18 protein-coding genes are annotated in these 20,048 nt (G+C 67.1%); 7 read left to right on the plus strand and 11 right to left on the minus strand.

Annotation, left to right across the window (positions count from 1 at the left end; translation table 11 throughout):
• A complete protein-coding gene (locus ACFQPB_RS10310) occupies positions 1-699 on the minus strand; it encodes a haloacid dehalogenase type II (RefSeq protein WP_382222685.1) in 699 nt (232 codons plus the stop codon).
• Positions 700-865: 166 nt separating this feature from the next.
• On the opposite strand from ACFQPB_RS10310, the gene ACFQPB_RS10315 reads away from it, so the two are divergent.
• Both ACFQPB_RS10315 and ACFQPB_RS10320 read left to right on the plus strand, forming a co-directional pair.
• The gene (locus ACFQPB_RS10315; protein WP_382222688.1) at positions 866-1,165 is read left to right on the plus strand and encodes a flagellar basal body protein; all 300 of its coding nucleotides are present in this window, start codon (positions 866-868) and stop codon (positions 1,163-1,165) included.
• A gap of 91 nt (positions 1,166-1,256) precedes the next feature.
• Complete coding sequence (locus ACFQPB_RS10320) at positions 1,257-2,114, plus strand: DUF6671 family protein (RefSeq protein WP_382222690.1); 858 nt, start codon at positions 1,257-1,259, stop codon at positions 2,112-2,114.
• A gap of 79 nt (positions 2,115-2,193) precedes the next feature.
• Here the strand turns inward: ACFQPB_RS10320 and ACFQPB_RS10325 are convergent, their stop codons facing one another.
• The 5 genes from ACFQPB_RS10325 to ACFQPB_RS10345 all read right to left on the minus strand — a co-directional run bounded on the left by ACFQPB_RS10325 (position 2,194) and on the right by ACFQPB_RS10345 (position 8,909).
• Positions 2,194-2,559 carry a nuclear transport factor 2 family protein gene (locus tag ACFQPB_RS10325; RefSeq protein WP_382202618.1) on the minus strand — a complete coding sequence of 122 codons (366 nt, stop codon included), beginning with the start codon at positions 2,557-2,559 and terminating at the stop codon, positions 2,194-2,196.
• Between the two features lie 159 nt (positions 2,560-2,718).
• A complete protein-coding gene (locus ACFQPB_RS10330) occupies positions 2,719-5,016 on the minus strand; it encodes a helicase C-terminal domain-containing protein (protein WP_382222693.1) in 2,298 nt (765 codons plus the stop codon).
• A 42-nt stretch (positions 5,017-5,058) separates the two neighbouring features.
• Positions 5,059-5,412, minus strand: a complete 354-nt coding sequence (locus ACFQPB_RS10335) for a carboxymuconolactone decarboxylase family protein (protein WP_382202622.1) — start codon at positions 5,410-5,412, stop codon at positions 5,059-5,061.
• A gap of 303 nt (positions 5,413-5,715) precedes the next feature.
• Positions 5,716-7,392: a GMC family oxidoreductase gene (locus tag ACFQPB_RS10340; RefSeq protein ID WP_382222695.1), complete on the minus strand. Its 1,677-nt coding sequence runs from the start codon at positions 7,390-7,392 to the stop codon at positions 5,716-5,718.
• 5 nt (positions 7,393-7,397) lie between these two features.
• Positions 7,398-8,909, minus strand: a complete 1,512-nt coding sequence (locus tag ACFQPB_RS10345; RefSeq protein ID WP_382222698.1) for a CoA-acylating methylmalonate-semialdehyde dehydrogenase — start codon at positions 8,907-8,909, stop codon at positions 7,398-7,400.
• 91 nt (positions 8,910-9,000) lie between these two features.
• Here ACFQPB_RS10345 and ACFQPB_RS10350 point away from each other — a divergent pair, with 91 nt between their 5' ends.
• Entirely contained in the window at positions 9,001-9,918 is a 918-nt protein-coding gene (locus ACFQPB_RS10350; protein ID WP_382222700.1) for a LysR family transcriptional regulator, read from the plus strand.
• Between the two features lie 3 nt (positions 9,919-9,921).
• Here ACFQPB_RS10350 and ACFQPB_RS10355 read toward each other — a convergent pair whose 3' ends face one another.
• Both ACFQPB_RS10355 and ACFQPB_RS10360 read right to left on the minus strand, forming a co-directional pair.
• On the minus strand, positions 9,922-11,004 hold the full coding sequence (locus tag ACFQPB_RS10355; RefSeq protein WP_382222702.1) for a calcium/sodium antiporter: 1,083 nt from the start codon (positions 11,002-11,004) through the stop codon (positions 9,922-9,924).
• Between the two features lie 40 nt (positions 11,005-11,044).
• Positions 11,045-11,926, minus strand: a complete 882-nt coding sequence (locus ACFQPB_RS10360; RefSeq protein WP_382222705.1) for a LysR family transcriptional regulator — start codon at positions 11,924-11,926, stop codon at positions 11,045-11,047.
• A gap of 101 nt (positions 11,927-12,027) precedes the next feature.
• Here ACFQPB_RS10360 and ACFQPB_RS10365 point away from each other — a divergent pair, with 101 nt between their 5' ends.
• The 3 genes from ACFQPB_RS10365 to ACFQPB_RS10375 are packed head-to-tail and all read left to right on the plus strand — an operon-like array spanning position 12,028 to position 13,422.
• Positions 12,028-12,390, plus strand: a complete 363-nt coding sequence (locus ACFQPB_RS10365) for an HPF/RaiA family ribosome-associated protein (RefSeq protein ID WP_382222707.1) — start codon at positions 12,028-12,030, stop codon at positions 12,388-12,390.
• The gene (locus tag ACFQPB_RS10370) at positions 12,387-12,788 is read left to right on the plus strand and encodes a hypothetical protein (protein WP_382222710.1); all 402 of its coding nucleotides are present in this window, start codon (positions 12,387-12,389) and stop codon (positions 12,786-12,788) included. The genes ACFQPB_RS10365 and ACFQPB_RS10370 overlap by 4 nt, the downstream gene beginning before the upstream one ends.
• A 16-nt stretch (positions 12,789-12,804) precedes the next feature.
• Positions 12,805-13,422, plus strand: a complete 618-nt coding sequence (locus tag ACFQPB_RS10375; protein WP_382222713.1) for an exopolysaccharide biosynthesis protein — start codon at positions 12,805-12,807, stop codon at positions 13,420-13,422.
• Here the strand turns inward: ACFQPB_RS10375 and ACFQPB_RS10380 are convergent.
• The 3 genes from ACFQPB_RS10380 to lplT all read right to left on the minus strand — a co-directional run bounded on the left by ACFQPB_RS10380 (position 13,410) and on the right by lplT (position 18,735).
• Complete coding sequence (locus tag ACFQPB_RS10380) at positions 13,410-16,517, minus strand: putative bifunctional diguanylate cyclase/phosphodiesterase (RefSeq protein WP_382222716.1); 3,108 nt, start codon at positions 16,515-16,517, stop codon at positions 13,410-13,412. The genes ACFQPB_RS10375 and ACFQPB_RS10380 overlap by 13 nt on opposite strands.
• A 160-nt stretch (positions 16,518-16,677) precedes the next feature.
• The gene (locus ACFQPB_RS10385) at positions 16,678-17,439 is read right to left on the minus strand and encodes a sulfite exporter TauE/SafE family protein (protein ID WP_382222719.1); all 762 of its coding nucleotides are present in this window, start codon (positions 17,437-17,439) and stop codon (positions 16,678-16,680) included.
• A 12-nt stretch (positions 17,440-17,451) separates the two neighbouring features.
• Positions 17,452-18,735 carry a lysophospholipid transporter LplT gene (gene lplT, locus ACFQPB_RS10390; protein WP_382222722.1) on the minus strand — a complete coding sequence of 428 codons (1,284 nt, stop codon included), beginning with the start codon at positions 18,733-18,735 and terminating at the stop codon, positions 17,452-17,454.
• 158 nt (positions 18,736-18,893) lie between these two features.
• On the opposite strand from lplT, the gene alr reads away from it, so the two are divergent.
• Positions 18,894-20,048: an alanine racemase gene (alr, locus tag ACFQPB_RS10395; protein WP_382222725.1), complete on the plus strand. Its 1,155-nt coding sequence runs from the start codon at positions 18,894-18,896 to the stop codon at positions 20,046-20,048.

Genomic DNA, 20,048 nt, shown 5'->3' on the forward strand with positions numbered 1-20,048 from the left:
TCAGGGGAAAAAGCTGAGCACGTCGCGCAGGCTGCTGCCGGTGCGCGTTGGCTGGGTGCCCAATTCCTCAAAGGGCAGATTTTGCCGGTTCACCCACAGCGTGCGAAAACCGTACCAGGTGGCCGCCAGCGCGTCCCAGCCGTTGCTGCTGACGAACAGGATCTGCGAGCGCGACAGGCCGGTGGTCTGTTCGCCCAGCGCGTAGGCGTCGGGGTGGGTTTTGAATTTGCGGATCGGGTCCACGCTGATGACGTGGTCGAGCAGGCCATCGAGTCCGGCACTGCGCACCGCGATGCCCAGCATCTCGGGATCGCCGTTGCTCAGAATGCCGGTGGCCACACCGCGTGTCTTGAGCGCTTGCAGCACCTCGCGATTCTCGGGGTAGGCCGACAGGTGGCGGTACTGGTTCAGCAACTGCGTGGCGCGTTCTTCGAACGCCGGCCAGTCGCTGCGGGCCACCGGCACCAGGCGTTTGATCGCGTAGGTCAGCGCCTGGCTTGTCAGGGCCCAGAAGGGCTGGTAGTGCGCGCCGTGGTTGCTGGTGGTCACCAGGCGGGTGTATTCAATCTGTTTGTCGCGCCACAACACGGCAATGGCCTCGCCCTGGCTGGGGAACAGCTGTTCGGCCAGCAGCGACACGCTGTACACGTCAAACAGCGTGCCATAGGCGTCAAACAGTACAGCGCGGGGATGTTCCATGGCGAGACTGTATTCGATACTTGTCAAATCATTAACAAATCCAGAAGCGATGTATCCATGACTTTTTGTGCATGAATTGCCCGGCCCGATGCCGATTCGTCGCGCAGCGGACGGACGGCTTTCAGTCGGCGGCGTAAACTGCCGAATTCACATTCAGGTGATGCCCATGAACATGTTGTCCTCCACCGCCCTGTCCGGCCTGAACGCGGCCCAGACCCGTCTGGGCGCTGCCGCCAACAACATCGCCAACATGAACACGCCCGGTTTCCGGCGCGATGAGGTCAGCGCCGTGCCACAAATAGGGGGCGGCGTGTCGGTCAGTGTGCAAAAGGCCGAAACGCAGGGCGCTGATGTGGTCCGCGACGTGGTGGATCAGAAAATGGCCGTGCTCGAATTCAAGGCCAACCTGCGGGTGCTCAAGACCGAGCGCGAGATGACCGGCTCGCTGCTGGACACCCTCGCCTGATGAGCGCCGCGCCGGGCCGCCCCAAGCAAGCTCGCGCCCCCTCGGGGGGCAGCGGACCACGCGAAGCGGGGGAGCGTGGGGGCTCGTCATCATGAGTGCCCTAGGCCCGCGCATCGCCAGCCCCTGGGCTGGCCAAACCGTCTATTTGCCCACGCTGCACGGCAAAGGCCCCACCCTCACTTCGGTGCTGGCGCCCACGCTGGGCATCGCGCAAGTGCAAGAGGTGCCGGTGGACACCGACAAGCTTGGCACTTTTTGTGGCGCGGTGGACCGGCCCAACGGCCCGCTGTTTGCCCTGGCCACCAAAATCGCCGCCGCCAAGGAAATGGTGCCCGAGGGGCGCCTGTTCATGGCGTCCGAGGGCAGCTTCCGCCCGCACCCCACGGTGCCGCTGCAAATGGTCAACCTGGAGTGGCTCAAGTTCGCCGACCTCGACACCGGCTTCGAGTGCACGGTGCAGGGCATGACCACCACCATGGAAAACCACGAACGTCGCGTGGGCCATGTGGACGAGTTGCACGAGGCCCTGGCCCCTTACCGCCTGCCCGAACACGCTGTCATGGTGGGCCTGCCCGGTGCACCCGGTGTGTTCTTCAAGGCGCTGACCACCCGCGAGCAGATCGCCGAAGCCGTGGCCACCGTGTTGCGCGAGCACCCGGTGGCCGAGCTGCGCTCGGAGCTGCGCGCCCACCTCAACCCCACCCGCTTGCGCCACATCCGCCGCCTGGCCATGCGCCTGGCCAACCGGCTGCGCACCGCCTGCCCCAAATGCGAGGCCCCGGGTTTTGGCGAGCCTTTGCCACGCCCAGGCCTGCCGTGTGCCACTTGTGGCTTTCCTACCTCTATGCCGTCGGGCCCGGCCTGGCAGTGCCAAGCCTGTCACCACATCGAACACCGCAAGGTCAAGGGCAAGGCCGATCCGGCGTTTTGCCCGATGTGCAATCGGTAGGCACTTTCACACGAGCGCTTCGCGCGCAACTTAAGTGAAGCGGGCGATACGGTGCCGAGCGCTCAGAGCCGGCTGCCCATCAGCGGCGGGGCAAAGGACCGAAATACCCAATGATGCGTTCGATCTGAGTCCCTTCGGGCGCGATGAACGCGATGTCCAAGCCCTCCGGCAAGGCCGTGCCATCGGCCTGGACAACGTGCCACGCAAACCGGGCCACCCCATGGTGGACATCGACTTGGCTGGTACGCACGACCCGGGCGCCTGGGCGGCGCGCCTGTACCTTGGCGATGTGCGAGAGCAGTTCCTCTGCACAGACCGCGTGCACGGTCGGATCGGTGTAGGTGGCGTGGGGCGCCCACACGGATGCCAGCAGTCGCGCGCGGGCACGCGGGTCGGGCTCTGACCAGACGTCGCAGTACCGATCAATCAGGGCGGACGGTTCCATGGGTGGGTGGTCTCATCTCTTTAATGGGTGTGCCTGACATGGGGCATCGGGCCGACATCACGCCCCTGGCGTTGGCCCGGAACGACCGTGGCAGCGTGCTGGCCGCATCGGGCGTGCCCATGTTACGGGGGCCGACGGGCACGGTGTCCCGTCCGATGCTCAAGCTTTGTGAAACTGGTTGCCCGGTTGCGGCGCCGGCCACCAGGCCGGCAACAAGGCCAGCACCTCGGCCTGAGCAAAGCGGTCGTCCATCAGCACGATCAGCCCCTGGTCCTCGGGCGTGCGTATCACCCGCCCGGCGGCCTGGGCCACTTTTTGTATGCCGGGGTAGAGGTAGGTGTAACGCCAGCCGTCGCCGAGCAGGGCTTGCAGGCGCTCGCGCATGCGTTCGTTGACCGGGTTGACCTGTGGCAGGCCCAGGGTGGCGATGAAGGCACCGATGAGGCGGGCGCCGGGCAGGTCGATGCCTTCGCCGAAGGCGCCGCCCAGCACGGCAAAACCCACGCCCTGGCTGGTGGGCGTGAAGCGGTCCACAAAGGCCTGGCGGTCGGCCTCGCTCATGCCGCGCGATTGCGCGAACTGCGGCACCTCGGGGTGGCGTTCGGCCAAGCGTTCGCTGGCCTGGCGTTGGTAGTCGAAGCTGCTGAAAAAGGCCAGGTAGTTGCCGGGGCGGTTTTGGTAGTGGTGGGCGATGCGATCCACCAGGCGGTCCAGCGATGGGGCGCGGTCCTGAAAGCGGGTGGAGATGTCGCGCGCCACCTCCAGCCGCAACTGTGACGCGGCGAAAGGCGAGGGCACGTCGCGCCAGGCGGTGTTCTCGGGCAGGCCCAGCAGTTCGCGCACAAAGTCGGGCGGGCTGAGGGTGGCCGAGAACAGGGTGGCGCCTTGGGCGGCCTGCCAGCGTTCGCGCAGAAACGGCGCGGGCACCACGTTGCGCAGGCTCAGCGTGCCGTCGTTCTCTGTGCTCAGGTCCAGCAGGGAATGGGGGCCGAAGGCCTCGGCCAGGCTTTGGAAAAACAGGGCGTCGAAATACCAGCGCACCAGCGGGCTGCCAGGGGCTTCGGTGGGGTGTTCGGCCAGGTGCTCGGCCACGGCGGCCACCGCGCCTTGCAGGGCGCCGGTCCAGTCGTCGGGCAAGGTTTCCAGCACCTGGTAAGGCGCGTCAAAGCTGTCCAGCAGCTGCTTCCAGGCTTTGTGCAGGCGCCCCAGCGGGCGCTTGAGTGTTTTGGGCGCCAGCAGGCGCATGCCGCGAAAACAGGCGAAGTCCAGCGCCGCGCTGTACATGCCCCGCGCGCGCTCCACCAGGTTGTGGGCCTCGTCCACCAGCAGGGCCGCGCTGCGTTCTTCGCTGGCCACGAGTGCGTGCAGCATGGCGAAGGGATCGAAGAAGTGGTTGTAGTCGCCCACCACCACGTCGCTCCAGCGCACCAGGGCCTGGGTCAGGTAGTAGGGACAGATGCGATGCGCCAGGGCGATGGCGCGCACCTGAGCGCGGTCCATGCGGGCCGATCGCACGGCGGCTGCGCGGGCGGCGGGCAGGCGGTCGTAAAAGCCTTGGGCCAGGGGGCACGAGTCGCCGTGGCAGGCCTTGTCGGGGTGTTCGCAGGCCTTGTCGCGCGCCACCAGCTCCAGCGTGCGCAAGGGCAGGGCGGGCGTGTGGGCTTGCAGGCGGGCCAGGCCGTCGAGCATGAGCTGGCGGCCGGGGGTTTTGGCGCTCAGGGCGTAGAGCTGGTCGGTGCCAGTCACAGGCAGGGCGCGCAGCGCCGGGAACAGCGTGCCCACCGTTTTGCCGATGCCGGTGGGGGCTTGTGCCAGCAGGCAGCGGTGGTGGGTGTGGGCGCGGTACACGGCCTCGGCCAGTTCGCGCTGGCCAGCGCGGAAGTGGCCGAAGGGGAAGGCGAGCTGGCGCAGCGCTTCGTCGCGCCGCGTGCGGTGGTCGGCTTCTTGATCGGCCCAGTGCAGAAAGCGCTCGCACAGGGACTCGAAGTGGTCGCGCAAATCGGCCGCGCTGTGGGTTTCGCTCAGCACGGTTTCGGCCTGCTCGTCGAGGTCGAAATACACCAGCGCCACCTCCACCTCAGGCCAGCCTTCCTGCTCACACAGCAGCCAGCCGTAGGTGCGGGCCTGCGCCCAGTGCAAGGCCCGGTGGTTCGCGGGTACCCGCTCAATCGGGCCCCGGTGGGTTTTGATTTCTTCCACGCGCCGCGCCTGCACGTCCACGCCGTCGGCCCGGCCGCGCACCAGCAGGTGGCGCCAGCGGCCGCTCAGGCTCGCTTCGGCAGTCCAATGGCTGGGTCGGCGGCTGGCCACCAGGCGGTGGCCTTCCTGGCCTTGCGCGGCCGTGGGGCCAGGCGTGAAGCGGGTGTCCAGGTCACCCTGGCGGGCCGTGAAGTCGCACAGGGTGCGCACGGCCACCGTGTAGGTGGTGATCGCGGCGGGTGCGGGCTCGGCTGGCATGGGCAGCGCGCATCATGCCAGCCCGCGCGGGCCTTCAGGTCATCAGGCCTTGCTGGGGTCGAGGTCGTCCCATGCTTTGAGGGTTTCGCCGGCGTACATCAGGGCCGGCCCGCCGCCCATGTACACACAAATGGCCAACATCTCTTCCAGCTCGGCGCGGCTGCAGCCCAGCTTGTGCAAGGCCTTGACGTGAAAGCCGATGCAGCCCGAGCAGCGTTGCGTGATGCCGATGGCCAGCGCGATCAGCTCCTTTTGTTTGCCGTCCATGGCGCCCGGTGCCATCGAGGCGCGGGCCAATTGGCCAAAACCCGCCATGGCCTCGGGTTGCGCCTGGCGGAAGCTGGCCAGGCTCTGGTTGAGTTCGGCCATGAGGCCGGTGTGATCGAACAACGCCATCTGAATCTCCGATGTGGGGTACACCTGGGAGTATCGGAGGCCGGGTGCTCACCCGCCTTGACTTGCGTCAGTTGGGGTGTTTGTGGGGCGTGAGGGCAAAAAAAACGCCGGCTTGGGCCGGCGCGGTTGAATCAAATGCATCTCTTGGGGACGCTGGGGATATGTTGTTCGACTTCGGTTGTCTCCTCGGTCCCTCGCGGCACAACGGTGCGCTGTTTCAAGCCACGCCGTTTGCGAGTGGCCGAATTGTAAAAAACATGCACCGCAACTGGGCATAGGGATTACCCCAGGCACCACAACCGCTCATCGGCCTGCACGAATCCAGGCGGCGGCCTTCTCGGCCATCATCAGCGTGGGGCTGTTGGTGTTGCCGCTGGTGATGGTGGGCATGGCACCGGCATCCACCACCCGCAGGCCGGCGACGTGCCCGCCTTGGCCGTCGCGCACGCGCAGGTGGCTGTCCAGCACGGCCATGGGGTCGCCATCGCGGCCCATGGCGGTGGTGCCCACCGGGTGGAAGATGGTGGTGGCGATGTCGCCGGCCAGGCGGGCCAGGTCTTCATCGCTCTGGTACTGCACGCCGGGTTTGATCTCCTGGGGCCGGTATTTGGCCAGGGCCGATTGCTCAACGATGCGCCGGGTCAGCCGCAGGCTGTTGGCGGCGATCTGGCGGTCGTCGGCCGTGCTCAGGTAGTTGGGCGCGATGGCGGGGGCGTCGCGGAAGTTGGCGCTCTGGATGTGCACCGTGCCCCGGCTGCTGGGGTTGAGGTTGCACACGCTGGCGGTGAAGGCCGGGAAGGGGTGCAGCGGTTCGCCAAACGCCTCCAGGCTCAGCGGTTGCACGTGGTATTCGAGGTTGGCGTGGGGCTGGGCCGGGTCGCTGCGGGTGAAGGCGCCCAGTTGGCTGGGCGCCATGCTCATGGGGCCGCTGCGCTTGAGCGCGTACTCCAGCCCGATCAGGGCCTTGCCCCACAGGCTGTTGGCCAGGGTGTTGAGCGTTTTGACACCTTGCACCTGGAACACCGCGCGGATTTGCAGGTGGTCTTGCAGGTTGGCGCCCACGCCGGGCAGGTTCACCAGGGGTGTGATGCCGTGCCGCTGCAGCAGGTCGGCCGGGCCGATGCCCGAGAGCTGCAGGATCTGCGGCGAGCCGATGCTGCCCGCGCTCAACACCACCTCGGCTTCGGCGCGCACCGTCACGGGGCGGCCTTCGCGCCACACCTCCACGCCCACGCAGCGCTGGCTGCCATCGGCCTGCGCCTCCAGCAGAACGCGGCTGACCTGGCTTTGTGTCCACAGCGTCACGTTGGGCCGCTGTGTGCAGGTGGGGCGCAGAAAGGCCTTGGCGGTGTTCCAGCGCCAGCCGGCTTTCTGGTTGACCTCAAAGTAGCCCACACCTTCGTTGTTGCCGGTGTTGAAGTCGCCCGTGGCGGGTATGCCAGCCTGTTGCGCGGCCTCGGCAAAGGCGTCGAGCACGTCCCAGCGCAGGCGCTGTTTTTCCACCCGCCACTCGCCGCTGCTGCCGGTGTTTTTGTGGCCGTGCAAGGCGGCAAAAGCCGGGTCTTGGGTGTCGTCCAGTTTGTAATGCTGCTCATGCGCCTTGAAGTCGGGCAGGCAGGCATCCCAGCGCCAGGCATCGTCGCCGGTGAGCTGCGCCCACTGGTCGTAGTCGCGTGCCTGGCCGCGCATGTAAATCATGCCGTTGATGCTGGAGCAACCGCCCAGCACCTTGCCGCGCGGGTAGCGCAGCCGGCGGCCGTTGAGGCCGTCGCTGGGTTCGGTTTGGTACAGCCAGTCGGTGCGCGGGTTGCCGATGCAGTACAGGTAACCCACGGGGATGTGCACCCAGTGGTAGTTGTCCTGCTGGCCGGCTTCGATCAACAGCACCCGCTTGGACGGGTCGGCGCTGAGCCGGTTGCACAGCAGGCTGCCGGCGGTGCCGCCACCGATCACAACGTAGTCGAACGTGGCGTCGCTCATGGGGCTCACTTCGCGGTGGGCATCACAAACTCGGCGCCTTTGCCGATCGATTCCGGCCAGCGCTGCATGATGGACTTCTGCTTGGTGTAGAAGCGCACGCCCTCTTCGCCGTAGGCGTGCATGTCGCCGAACAGGCTTTTTTTCCAGCCACCAAAACCGTGCCAGGCCATGGGCACCGGGATGGGCACGTTGATGCCCACCATGCCCACCTGGATGCGACGCGCGAATTCGCGGGCCACGTTGCCGTCGCGGGTGAAGCAGCTCACGCCGTTGCCAAATTCGTGGTCATTGATGATTTGCACCGCCTGGGCAAAGTCGGGCACCCGCACGCAGCTCAGCACCGGGCCAAAGATCTCTTCCTTGTAGATCTTCATGTCGGTCGTCACGTGGTCGAACAGCGTGCCGCCGAGCCAGAAACCGTTCTTGCAGCCGTCGCCTGCGCGGGCGCCGTCAAAGCCCCGCCCGTCCACCAGCAGCTGCGCGCCTTCCTTGGCACCGGCTTCGATGTAGCCGGTGATGCGCTGGTGCGCAGCGGCCGTCACGATGGGGCCCATCTCGGCCGCCAGGTTGGTGCCGTTGAGCACTTGCAGCGCCTTCGTGCGCTCGATCAGCTTGGGCATGATGCGGTCGGCCACATCGCCCACCAGCACCGCTACGCTGATGGCCATGCAGCGCTCGCCCGCCGAACCGTAGGCGGCACCGATCAGCGCATCCACCGCCTGGTCGAGGTCGGCGTCGGGCATCACCACCATGTGGTTCTTGGCGCCGCCCAGGGCTTGCACACGTTTGCCGTGGTGGGCGCCGGTCTCGTAGATGTAGTTGGCAATGGGGGTGGAGCCAACGAAGCTGATGGCCTTCACATCGGGGTGCACCAGCAGCGCGTCCACCGCTTCCTTGTCGCCTTGCACCACGTTGAACACACCGTCGGGCAGGCCGGCCTGCTTGAGCAAGTCGGCAATGAACAGCGAAGGCGAGGGGTCGATGGGGCTGGGTTTGAGGATGAAGGTGTTGCCAGCGGCAATCGCCACCGGGAACATCCACATGGGCACCATGACCGGGAAGTTGAAGGGCGTGATGCCCGCCACCACGCCCAGCGGCTGACGCAGCGTCCAGTTGTCCATGCCGGTGGAGACCTGGTCGGTGAAATCGCCCTTGAGCAACTGCGGGATGCCGCAGGCGAACTCGATGATGTCGATGCCGCGCGACACCTCGCCCTGCGCGTCGGTGAACACCTTGCCGTGTTCGGCGGTGATCAAACGGGCCAGGTCGTCCTTGTGCTGGTTGACCAGTTCGAGGAACTTGAACATCACCCGCGCCCGGCGGATCGGCGGCGTGTCGGCCCAGGCCGGGAAGGCGGCCTGCGCGGCGGCCACGGCGGTGGCCACATCGGCCGTGTTGGCCAGCTTCACGCGGCCCGTCACGGCGCCGGTGGCGGGGTTGAACACGTCTTGTGCGCGGGTGGCGGTGCCCGGTTGTTCAGCGCCGTTGATGAAGTGTTCAATATTAGTGATGCTCATGGGTGGTTCTCCAAAGAATGGGCCGAGTGTGCTTGACCAACGTGACGAAATCCAATGAAATCGTCAAAACCTATTTATAAGCAATGCAAATATGAAAACCCCCGCCCTGGGCCAGGCCGACCCCCAAGCGCTGCGCGCCTTTGTGGCCGTGGCGCGCGAGGGCAACGTCTCACGCGCGGCCCAGCGCCTGCACTTGAGCCAACCGGCGGTGAGCCTGCAACTCAAGGCCCTGTCCGAGGTCACCGGTTTGCAACTTTTCACCCGCACGCCCAAAGGCATGGCCCTCACGCAAGACGGCGCGGCCCTGCTGCCCCTGGCCGACAAGGCCTTGTCGGCGTTGGCTGATTTTGGCCAGGCCTCCGCCGCGCTGCACCACACGGTGCGCGGCACGCTGCGCATCGGCACCATCCTCGACCCCGAGTTCACCCGCCTGGGCGCCTTTCTCAAGGCCCTGGTCGAATCGGCGCCGCAAATCGGCACCGAGCTGCGCCAGGGCATGAGCGGTGACGTGCTGGCGCAGGTGACACGGGGCGACCTGGACGTCGGCTTTTTTCTCGACCTGCCGGACGACCCGGCCGGCGCGCCCTACCGGCTGCGCCCGCTGGCCCGCTTCAGCTACCGGGTGCTGGCGCCGGCCGGCTGGGGCCCGCAGGTGCGTGGCAAAGACTGGAAGGCCCTGGCCGCGCTGCCCTGGCTGGCCACCCCGGCCGCCAGCGCGCACCACCGCTTGCTGCGCCGCGTGTTTGGCCCCGGCTCGCTCACCGGGCTGGAACCGCGCCGCGTGGCCTTGGTCGATCAGGAGGCTTCGATGCTGGATCTGGTGAAAAGTGGCGTGGGCCTGAGCCTGGTGCGCGATGCGATTGCCATGCGCGAAGCGCAGGCGCGTGGTCTGGTCGTGGCCGACCGCGTGGCGCTGGACTGCGATCTGAGTTTTGTGTGCCTGGCCGCGCGGGCCGGTGAGCCGGTGATTGCCAGCGCCCTGGCGGCGCTGGACAGCGTGTGGGCCTGAGGCTCAGGGGCCCGGGGCGCGGCGCAGCACCGACACCACCAGCGTGACCAGCGACAGCGGGATCACAAACCCCATCATCACCGCCGAGAAAGGCCCCAGCGCGGCGTGTTGTTGCGCCGCCAGGATGAGGTAGGCCACATAGGCGACGTAGAACGCCAGGAACACGCCGCCCTCCCAGCGCGCGATCTCGCGCCCGGTCAGGAACACCGGCAGGCAGGCCAGCGACACCGCCAGCATCACCCAGATGTCAAACGCCATGACCGAGGCCGGCACCACCAGCCCGGCCCCACCGGCGGCCAGTGCCGACAAGCCCAGGCAACCGAAGGTGTTGAAGGTGCAACTGCCCACCACGTTGCCCACCGCGATGTCGCGCTCGCCCTTGAGCGCAGCCGTCACCGACGCCGCCACCTCGGGCAGCGAGGTGCCGGCCGCCACGATGGTCAGCCCAATCACCACATCGCTTACCCCCAGTGCTTTGGCAAACACCACCGAGGCCCCCACCAGCCAGTGCGAGCCCAGCACCAGCAAGGCCAGCCCAACCACCACCAGCAACGCCTGCACCGGCCGCTTGCTGTCCCAGGCGCCGGCGGCGGCCGGCTGGAGTTCGACGTCGAACTCGGTGGGCTCGCTGTGGCTGGCGTTTTGCTGGCGCGACTGCACGATCAGGAACACGGTGTAGGCCAACAGCAGGCCAAACAACAGCGCGCCATCGCTCATGCCCAGGCGCCCGTCCAGGCCCAGCACCAGCAGCAGCACAGCGCCGCCGATCATGATGGGCACCTCTTGGCGGATCAGCTGCAGGTGCACCACCAGTGGGGCAATCAACGCGCTCAGGCCCAGGATGAACAACACGTTGAAGATGTTGCTGCCGACCACGTTGCCCAGGGCAATGTCGGTTTGGCCGTCCAGCACCGCGCCCACCGACACCGCCATTTCGGGTGCGCTGGTGCCAAACGCCACGACGGTCAAGCCCACCACCAGGGGTGAGATGCCAAAGGACAGCGCCATCTTGGAGGCGCCACGCACCAGCAATTCGGCGCCGGCCACCAAGGCCACCAGGCCAGCCAGGAAAAGCAACAAGTTCATCATGGGGCCTATTGTGTGTGGAGCAGGCACCTGTAGGCAATCACCCCTGCCCGAGCAGCCGCCTGACCAGCGGGTGCTGCACCTTGCGCTCGGTGCCGATGGCAAAGAAGTGCTCCAGCACACCGTCCACGTCGGCAAACCAGACCACTCCGTAGCGCTGCGTCAGCGTCTCGCGCATGCGGTCGGGCGCCGGGAACACCCCCAGGCCTGATGCGCCAAAGGTGCTCAACAGCGCGCTGTCTTCGAACTCCCCCACCACCCGTGGCGCCACCCCGTGGCGCTCGAACCAGTGGTCTATGCGCGGGCGCACGGCGGTGTGGGCGCTGGGCAGCAGCACGGGCACCGTGGCCAGGCTTCGCGGGAAGTGGTCGCGAGCCTGATCGACCCATTGCGCCGGCGCGTACCAGCCCAGCGGTGAGCTGCCCAGCGCGTGGCTGTACAGCCGCAGGTTGGGGTTGGGCGGTGCGGCGCGGTCGGACAGGACCACGTCCAGGCGGTGCAAGGCCAGGTCGCCGAGCAAGTCCTCGAACTCATCTTCGTGGCACAGCAGGCGCAGGTGGGGTTCGGCCAGCGCGGGCGCCAGCAGATCGCGCACCGCCAGTTTGGGCAGGCCGTCTGAAATGCCCACGGCCAGGCGCACCTGGGTGTGGGTGGCAGCGTCCCGCACGGTGCTGTGCAGCTGTTCGCCCAGCTGAAAAATCTGCTCGGCCAGCGGCAGCGCGGCCAGGCCGGCGTCGGTCAGCGCCAAGCCACGGCCGGCCGGCTTGAACAGCGCGTGCCCCAGCGACTGCTCCAGCGCGCGCACCTGGGCGCTCACGGTTTGCACCGCCATGCCCAAGCGCGCGGCGGCGTGTGACATGCCGCCTTCTTTGGCCGTGACCCAGAAGTAGTAGAGGTGTTTGTAGTTAAGTTCCTGGCTCATGCTTCGAATTTATCTGAAAAAGAATTCCAAAGCACATGCTTTTATGTGAATGAATGCGCGCCTAAGGTTGGGGGCTTGTTGACCAACCGAAGGAGCCAGTCATGCAGATTCGAGTGGAAACCGTTGCCGATGATCTCAACGGCGATGCCCGCCAGCGCGTCGAGGCGCGGGTGCGTTTTGTGATGCGCCGCATGCGCGCCCAGGTGATGCAGGTGCACGTGCGCCTGCGCGACATCAACGGCCCGCGCGGTGGCATCGATCAATCGTGCCAGATCACGCTGGCCACCGACCAGCACGGCACGCTGGTGGTGAACGCGGTCAAGCGCCAGGCCATGGGCGCGCTGGAACTGGCGCTCAAGCGTGCTGCTGGGGCCTTGGTGCGGGCCTGGCAGCGCCAACGCCGTCCGGTGCGTGGCTTGTCGCTGGCACGCCGCCAGGCGCTGGCCCTGGGAGGCGCAGCATGAAGTGGCTGTTGTGGGCGGTGGTGGCGCTGGCGGCGCTGATCTGGACCGGCTTGGTGGCCGTGGGCGCCCAACTCAGCGACTGGCTGGCCGCAGCGGTGGCCAGTGGCCAGGCCGTGGACGTGGCGCGCAGCGCGGCCCAGTGGCCGGTGCCCGCGTGGTTGGCGCTGTGGGTGGACCCGGCCTGGGTGAGCGCGCTGCAGCAGGCCTGGGCCGACGCCTTCGCCTGGCTGTCGGACGTGTTGCCGGCGACTGCGGGATGGGCCGGCAGCTTGCTGGGCTGGGTGGCGCCTTTGTTGTGGCTGGTGTGGGCGGTGGTGCTCGGTCTGATGTTGTTGCTGGCGGGCGGCCTGCACTGGTTGATGGCGCGGCGCGGCCCGGCGGCTGTGCCCGGCCATTGAACGCAGTGGGGCGACCATGAGTCGACACCTGGCGGGCCACCTGCGTGCCCGTGCGGCCGATGCCAGTGACGCCTGGCGGCTCACACTGGCCGAGCTGTTGGCTTTGCCGGACAGCCAGTCGCTGCCCAGCGTGTTGTTGCTGAGTGCGGCGCTCACCATGCTGCCGGTGGCGGGTGCCGGCACGGTGCTCAGCTTCCTGCTCTGGTGGGTGGCCTGGGCCTGGTGGCTCGGGCACGAACGGTTGCCCGTGCCGCGCCGCGCGCTGGCGCTCAGCCTGAGCCCACGCTGGAGCCGGCGTTGCCTGTACGGTCTGGCCTGGGTCTTTGAGCAGGCCGACCGCTGCCTCAAGCCCCGCTGGGCGATGTGGACCCACCAGCGCACACAGCCCTGGTGGGCGCTGTGGGTGTCGCTCATGGCCGCGCTGATTTTCCTGCCACTGCCGCTGGGCAATGTGCTGCCCGCGCTCAGCCTGATGTTGGTGGCGCTGGGCTGGATGTTCCGCGACGGTTTGGCGCTGGCCCTGGCCGGCGCCACCGGGGTGGCGGCCCTGGTTTACGTGGTGGTGTGGTGGGAGCTGCTGCTGCGCCTGCTGGCCGCCGCGCTGCCCCACCTGCCCTGGCTTCAGGCGGCCTGACCCACCGGTCTGCGGGCTTCCAGGAAGGTGGCCAGTGCCTCCTCGGCCAGGGGCCGCGAAAACAGGTAGCCCTGGAACTGGGCGCAGCCGTGGCGGCGCAGAAAATCTTTCTGCGCGTCGGTCTCCACGCCCTCTGCAATGACCTGCAGACCCAGGCTGCTGCCCAGGGTGAGGACGGCGCACACGATGGCGGCGTCGTTGGGGTCGGTCATCAGGTCGCGCACAAACGACTGGTCGATCTTGAGCTGGTCCAGCGGCAGGCGCTTGAGGTAGTTCAGGGACGAATAGCCGGTGCCAAAGTCGTCGAGCGAGAACAACACGCCGTGGGCACGCAAGGTGGTCATTTTCTCGACCAGGCTTTCCACGTCGTCGGCCAGCACACTTTCGGTCAGCTCCAGTTCCAGACGCGAAGGGTCGGCGCCCGTGGCGGTGAGGGTGTCGATGACGGAGCGCACAAAACGCGGACTCCTGAACTGCTTGGCGCTGACGTTCACCGCGATGCGCAGCGGGCTCAGGTCGGGGTCGTGGCGCCAGGCCGCCAGTTTTTCGCAGGCGGTGGTCAGCACCCATTGGCCGAGTTCGAGGATGAAGCCACTTTGTTCGGCCAGGGGAATGAACTGCGCAGGCGACACGTTGCCCCGGGTGGGGTGCTGCCAGCGCAACAGCGCCTCCACGCCCTGCACCTGCCCGGTGGCGTCCACCTGGGGCTGGAAGTGCAAACGGAATTCGTTGTTGGCAATGCCCTGGCGCAGGTCCATCTCCAGGGTGGCGCGGGCGGTCAGTGCGATCTGCAGCTCGGCGTCGAAAAAGCGGTAGTTGTTGCGCCCGGCGCCTTTGGCCTGGTACATGGCCATGTCCGCCTGTCCCATCACCGTGTCGGTGCTGGTCCGCCCCGCATCGCCAAACAAGGCGACGCCCAGGCTGGCGGTGGTCATGTACTCGCGCTGTTGTGGGTGGAAAGGTTTGTCGAACAGCGCCAGCACCTTTTTCATCACCGCCTCGGTGTGGGCGGCGGCGGTGGCGCGGTCGGTGGCCAGGTTTTCGAGCAGCAGCACAAATTCGTCGCCGCCCAGGCGGGCCACGGTGTCGCCCTCGCGCACCGCGCCGGTCAGGCGCTGGGCCAGTTCCACCAGCAACTGGTCGCCCGCTTCGTGGCCCCAGGTATCGTTCAGGGTTTTGAAGTCGTCCAGGTCCAGCATGACCAGGGCGCCCATGTTGCGGCTGCGTTCGCTGCCATGCAAGGCCCGCTGCAGCCGGTCCAGCAGCAGGCGGCGGTTGGGCAAATTGGTCAGCTGCTCATAAAAGGCCAGGTGGGCGATGTCGGCTTCGGCCTGGCGCTGTTGGGTGATGTCGCGCACCAGGCCGATGTAGGTGGGTTGGCCGTCGCGCCGCACCTCGGACACCGCCAGGTGGATGGGGAAGGTGTGCCCGTCGCGGTGTTGAGCCAACAGCTCGCGGCCCACGCCCACCACCTGCTTGGCGTCCGGCGTCTGGACCATCTGGTGGGCGATGTAGTTGTCGTGCCCACGGCGGAAACCCTCGGGCAGCAGCATGCGGGATGGCTGGCCAATGGCCTCTTCCGCGCTGTAGCCGAAGATGCGCGTGGCGGCCGGGTTGAAGGAGCCGATCACCCCAAAGTGGTCGATGGTGATGATGCCATCGACCACGTTGTCCAGGATGGCCTGGGTGTGTTGTGCCACCTCGGCAAGCTGGCGGGTGGCCTGGATGCGCTCGGTGGCGTCTTGCATGATGCCGAACACGCGCAGGGCCTTGCCATTCTTGTCGCGCACGGCGTTGCCATAGCTGTGTACCCATCGGATTTGGTGATCGACGCGCACCAGCCGGAACTCGAAGCTGTAGAACCCGCCCCCGTCGATGCACCGCTGCAGTTCGGCACGCACACGTTCGCGGTCGTGTTTGTGGATGCGGTCCAGAAAGGTGTTTTCCGTGCCTTCCACGACGGGTTTGTGCGCGCCCAGCATGGCGGTCATCTGGCGTGACCAGAACACCCGTTTGGACGCCAGGTCCCACTCCCACACACACACCTGGGCGTAGTCCAGGCTGAGGTCGAAACGGTCTTCGTTGCGCAGCAGCGTGTGCTGGTAGCGGCGCACCAGGCGCAGCAACTGCATGGAGCCCAGGCCCCAGGCCAGCAGAAACACAGCGGTGGCCAGCAACCACAGGCGCAGGTAGGGACGCCACGTGCCTTGAATTGCCGCATCGACCGGGTAGATCGCCTGCACATGCAAGGCCATGCCCGGCACACGCTGGGCCACGCCCGACCACAGCTCGCCGCCGACGGGGTCGCTCCAGGTGTGGCCGGCTTGCTGGTCCGGTTGTTCGCTGCCGTCAAAAGCAGGGGGGAAGTTGGCCACCAGGGCGTTGCCCCCGTGGCCGCCCAGCTGGCCTTCGACCAAGGGCGTGTCGCCATCGATCAGCACCCGAAAGCGGCTGCTGGGCACCAGTGCAGACAAGCGTTCCTGCAGTTGCTGCTGAAAGCGGTCACCCGACACCAGCAGCCACAGCGAGGCGCTGTGCAGCCCGGTGAAGGCCGCGCTTTTGAACACCATCACCGCTGTGCCTGGTGGCGGGCAACGTTCATCGGCCGCCGTGGTGGGCATGGCCCACAGGCCCGCCGCCTCGATGGCAGGCTGCTCCTGCGCGAAAACGCCGCAGTGGTTCGACAAGGCCGTGCGCCCGTCGGGTGCGCCGGAGGCCGCCAACACCTGCCCTTCGCCGTCCACCAGCAGCAAATCCCGGGTGCCTGGAACCAGGTTCTGGAACAGCCGCAATTGGGCGTGCAGGTCGGTGTCGTGACCACCCTGCAGTGCCATGGCCTCGTTCAGGCGCATGCCCAATTGCGACAGCACGTATTCCAGGTTGCGGTGTTGTTCGCCGATGGTGGCCACCTGCATGCGCACGGCGTCGGCCACGCGCTCGTTGGCGGCCTGGACTTCACTGTGGCGTCGGGCAGACAGGTGCAAGGCCACACCAACGACCACCACCAGGGCCACCAGTGCGTTCAAGGCGAAAGCCGCCGCCACAGGCGAAATGCCGTAGCGGCGTGAAGTCAGCGTCTCATGGCCCCGGATCATGAGGCCTCCTGCGCTGTCAAAGTCGGTGGCTGCGCTGCGTCGGCTGCGCACACCTGCTCGATGTGTTTATGGACCATGGCCCACCCCCCTGCTTGTTTTTTGGGAGATTATCGGCCCGAGCTACGCAATTTTTGACAATTATTTGTGCGGTGTGGGGGCATTACCCCGCCAAGCGGCTGAAAAACACCGCGCTCATCAGCAGGCCGACCACCACCACACCCGCGCGCACCCAGGCCACCGGCAGGCGTTTGGACCAGCGTGCGCCGAAGAAGCCCCCCGCCGTGGCGGCCACCATCATCACCAGGCCGGCTTTCCAGGCAATGGCCCCGGCCAGCACAAACGCCACCACCGACAGCCAGGACAACACCAGCGAGTTGAGGTTTTTGAGCGCGTTGACGGTGTTGAGCCGGCTTTCGCCCGCCACGGTGTACAGCGCCATCAGCAGGATGCCCAGGCCGCCGTTGAAGTAGCCGCCATACACCGCCACGGCCAGCAGCGCCGGGTTGCGCCAGCGGGCCTGTTCGCTGCCGGGGTGGCTGGCCGCCAGGCGCGCGATCCACGGCCCGGCCGCGAACAGCACGGTGGCAAACAGCAGCAGCCAGGGCACGATGCCGTTGAACAGGTGGCTGGGCGTGACCAGCAGCAGCAGGGCGCCCGCCACGCCACCCACGGCCGAAAGCAACATTTCCAGCTTGAGCCGGCGCGCAGGCAGCGCACGCAACTCCTCACGAAAACCCAAGGTGCTGCCCAGGTAGCCGGGGCTGACCGCCAGCGCGCTGGTGGCGTTGGCCACGATGGGTGGCACGCCGGTGAACACCAGCGCGGGAAAGGTCAGAAAGCTGCCACCCCCGGCGATGGCGTTGAGCACGCCGGCGGCAAAGGCTGCCGCAGCCAGCAGGGTGTAGGTGCTGTAGGTGTCCATGGGCGGCGGTGTTCAGCCGTGCAGGTCATCGCGCCGGGCGAATTCCAGCAACCGGGCCAGTTCATGCGGGTGCGTCACTTCGTTGTGGGCGTGCCAGCGTTTGATGAGCCACATCACCCCGGCCACGATGACGCCGAAGATGGTGATGGCGGCAAACGCCGACAGCCCCATGCCGGTGGAGAAACTGTAGAGGAAACCCAGGCCCAGAATGCAGGCCTGCTCGTTGAAGTTCTGCACCGCAATCGAGCGGCCCGCGCCCATCAGGTTGTGGCCTCTGTGTTGCAGCAGCGCGTTCATGGGCACCACCAGAAACCCGCCCAGGCCGCCCAGCAAAATCAGGAAGGGCGCGGCCAGCCACACGTTGTCGATGAAGTTCATCAGGATCACCAGCAGGCCCATGGCAATGCCCAGCGGCATGACCTTGGTGGCTTGGTCCAGCTTCATCCGCACCGAGGCCACCACCGCGCCCACCGCCGTGCCAATGGCCACCACCCCCACCAGGCCCGACGCCTGGGTGGTGCTGTAGCCCAAAGCCGCAGCGGCCCACGCCAGCACGATGTAGCGCAGGTTGCCACTGACGCCCCAGAACAGGGTGGTGGTGGCCAACGAAATCTGGCCCAGGCGGTCGCGCCACAGACGGGTGTTGCAGGTCCAGAAGTCGGGCAACAGGGTCAGCGGGTTGCTGGGCAGGTGGCGTGGGGTGGCGCCGGTCAGCGGAATGCGGGTGTTGAACCACGCCGCCACCGCATAGACCAGCACCAGGGTGGCGATGGCGGCTTCGGGGCGGGTGTCGATGCCGGTGTTCACGCCCGGCAGGTCGATCGCCAGCAACCAGCTCGAGAGCACCGGCCCCACCAACTGACCGCCCAGCAGCACGCCCAGAATGATGGAGGCGATGGTCAGGCCCTCGATCCACCCGTTGGCCTTGACCAGTTGGGACGGTGGCAGCAATTCGGTGAGGATGCCGTATTTGGCGGGCGAGTACGCCGCCGCGCCCAGGCCCACCACGGCATACGCCACCAGCGGGTGCACCCCCCCCAGCATCATCAGGCAACCCACCACCTTGATGGCGTTGCTGATGAACATGACCCGGCCTTTGGGTTTGGCGTCGGCAAACGCGCCCACAAACGGGGCGAGCACCACATAGAACAGCGCAAACATGGGCACCAGCGCCGCACTTTGCCATTCGGCCGCGCCCCGGCTGCGCAACAGCTCAACGGCGGCCACAAACAAAGCGTTGTCGGCCAGCGAGCTGAAAAACTGCGCCGTCATGATGGTGTAGAAGCCGCGCTTCATGGCGATGATTTTCCGGGGCGGTCAGTCGGTCAGGGCGCGGTGGGGGTTGAAAGTGCGGTTACAAAGTGACCTGTCTCAAAAGCCACGAATGTGTAAACGCCTGTCACGGGTGGGCGGTTATAGCATGCCCACCACGTCCGCATTTCTCTCAGATTGCCATGCCACGTCCCATACTCGCCACCGTCCACACCCAGGCCTTGCGCCACAACCTCGAACGCGCCCGCCAGGCGGCCGGTGGCGACGCCAAGGTCTGGGCCGTCGTCAAGGCCAATGCCTACGGTCACGGTATCGAACGCGCGTTCGAAGGCCTGCGTGGCGCCGACGGTTTTGCCCTGCTTGATCTGGCGGAGGCCGAGCGCCTGCGTGCACTCGACTGGCGTGGGCCCATCCTGCTGTTGGAAGGCGTGTTTGAGGCGCGCGATCTGGAGCTGTGTTCGCGCCTGAACCTCTGGCACGCGGTGCACAGCAGCGAGCAGATCGACTGGCTGGCCGCCCACAAAACCCACCAGCCGCACCGCGTGTTTCTCAAACTCAACTCGGGCATGAACCGCCTGGGCTTCCAGCCCGAGGCCTTCCGCGCCGCCTGGGCGCGGCTGAATGCCTTGCCCCAGGTCGATGAAATCGGCTTCATGACCCACTTCAGCGACGCCGATGGCGCGCGTGGCATCGCGCATCAGGTGGCCGCGTTCGAGGCCGTGACCCGCGACCTGCCTGGCGAGCGCAGCCTGTGCAACAGCGCCGCCACCTTGCGCCACGCCAGCACGCCGCTGGCGGCGGACGGCCAGCCCTTGACGCTGGCGGCCGACTGGGTGCGCGCCGGCATCATGGTCTACGGCGGCGCGCCCGATCACCCCGAGCGCACCGCCGCCGACTGGGGCCTGATGCCGGCCATGACCCTGGCCAGCCGGTTGATTGGCGTGCAAGACCTCACACCAGGCGACACCGTCGGCTATGGCTCGGCCTTTGTGGCCAATCGCGCCATGAAGGTGGGTGTGGTGGCGTGTGGCTACGCCGACGGCTACCCACGCCACGCCTCGGGCAGCACCGCCACCGGTGGCATCGGCGGCCCGGTGCTGGTGGACGGGGTGCGCACCACGCTGCTGGGCCGTGTGAGCATGGACATGCTGGCGGTGGACCTGACCCCCGTGCTGGCCGCTGGCCGCAACGCCGGCCTGGGGGCCGAGGTGGTGTTGTGGGGCCGCAGCGCCAGCGGCGCTGTGTTGAGCGCCGACGAGGTGGCCCAAGCCGCTGGCACCATCAGCTACGAGCTCACCTGCGGGGTGGCGCAGCGGGTGCCGTTTGTGGTGGACTGA

It is taken from the genome of Hydrogenophaga atypica (assembly GCF_042665215.1).
GTDB classification, from domain to species: domain Bacteria; phylum Pseudomonadota; class Gammaproteobacteria; order Burkholderiales; family Burkholderiaceae_C; genus Hydrogenophaga; species Hydrogenophaga defluvii_A.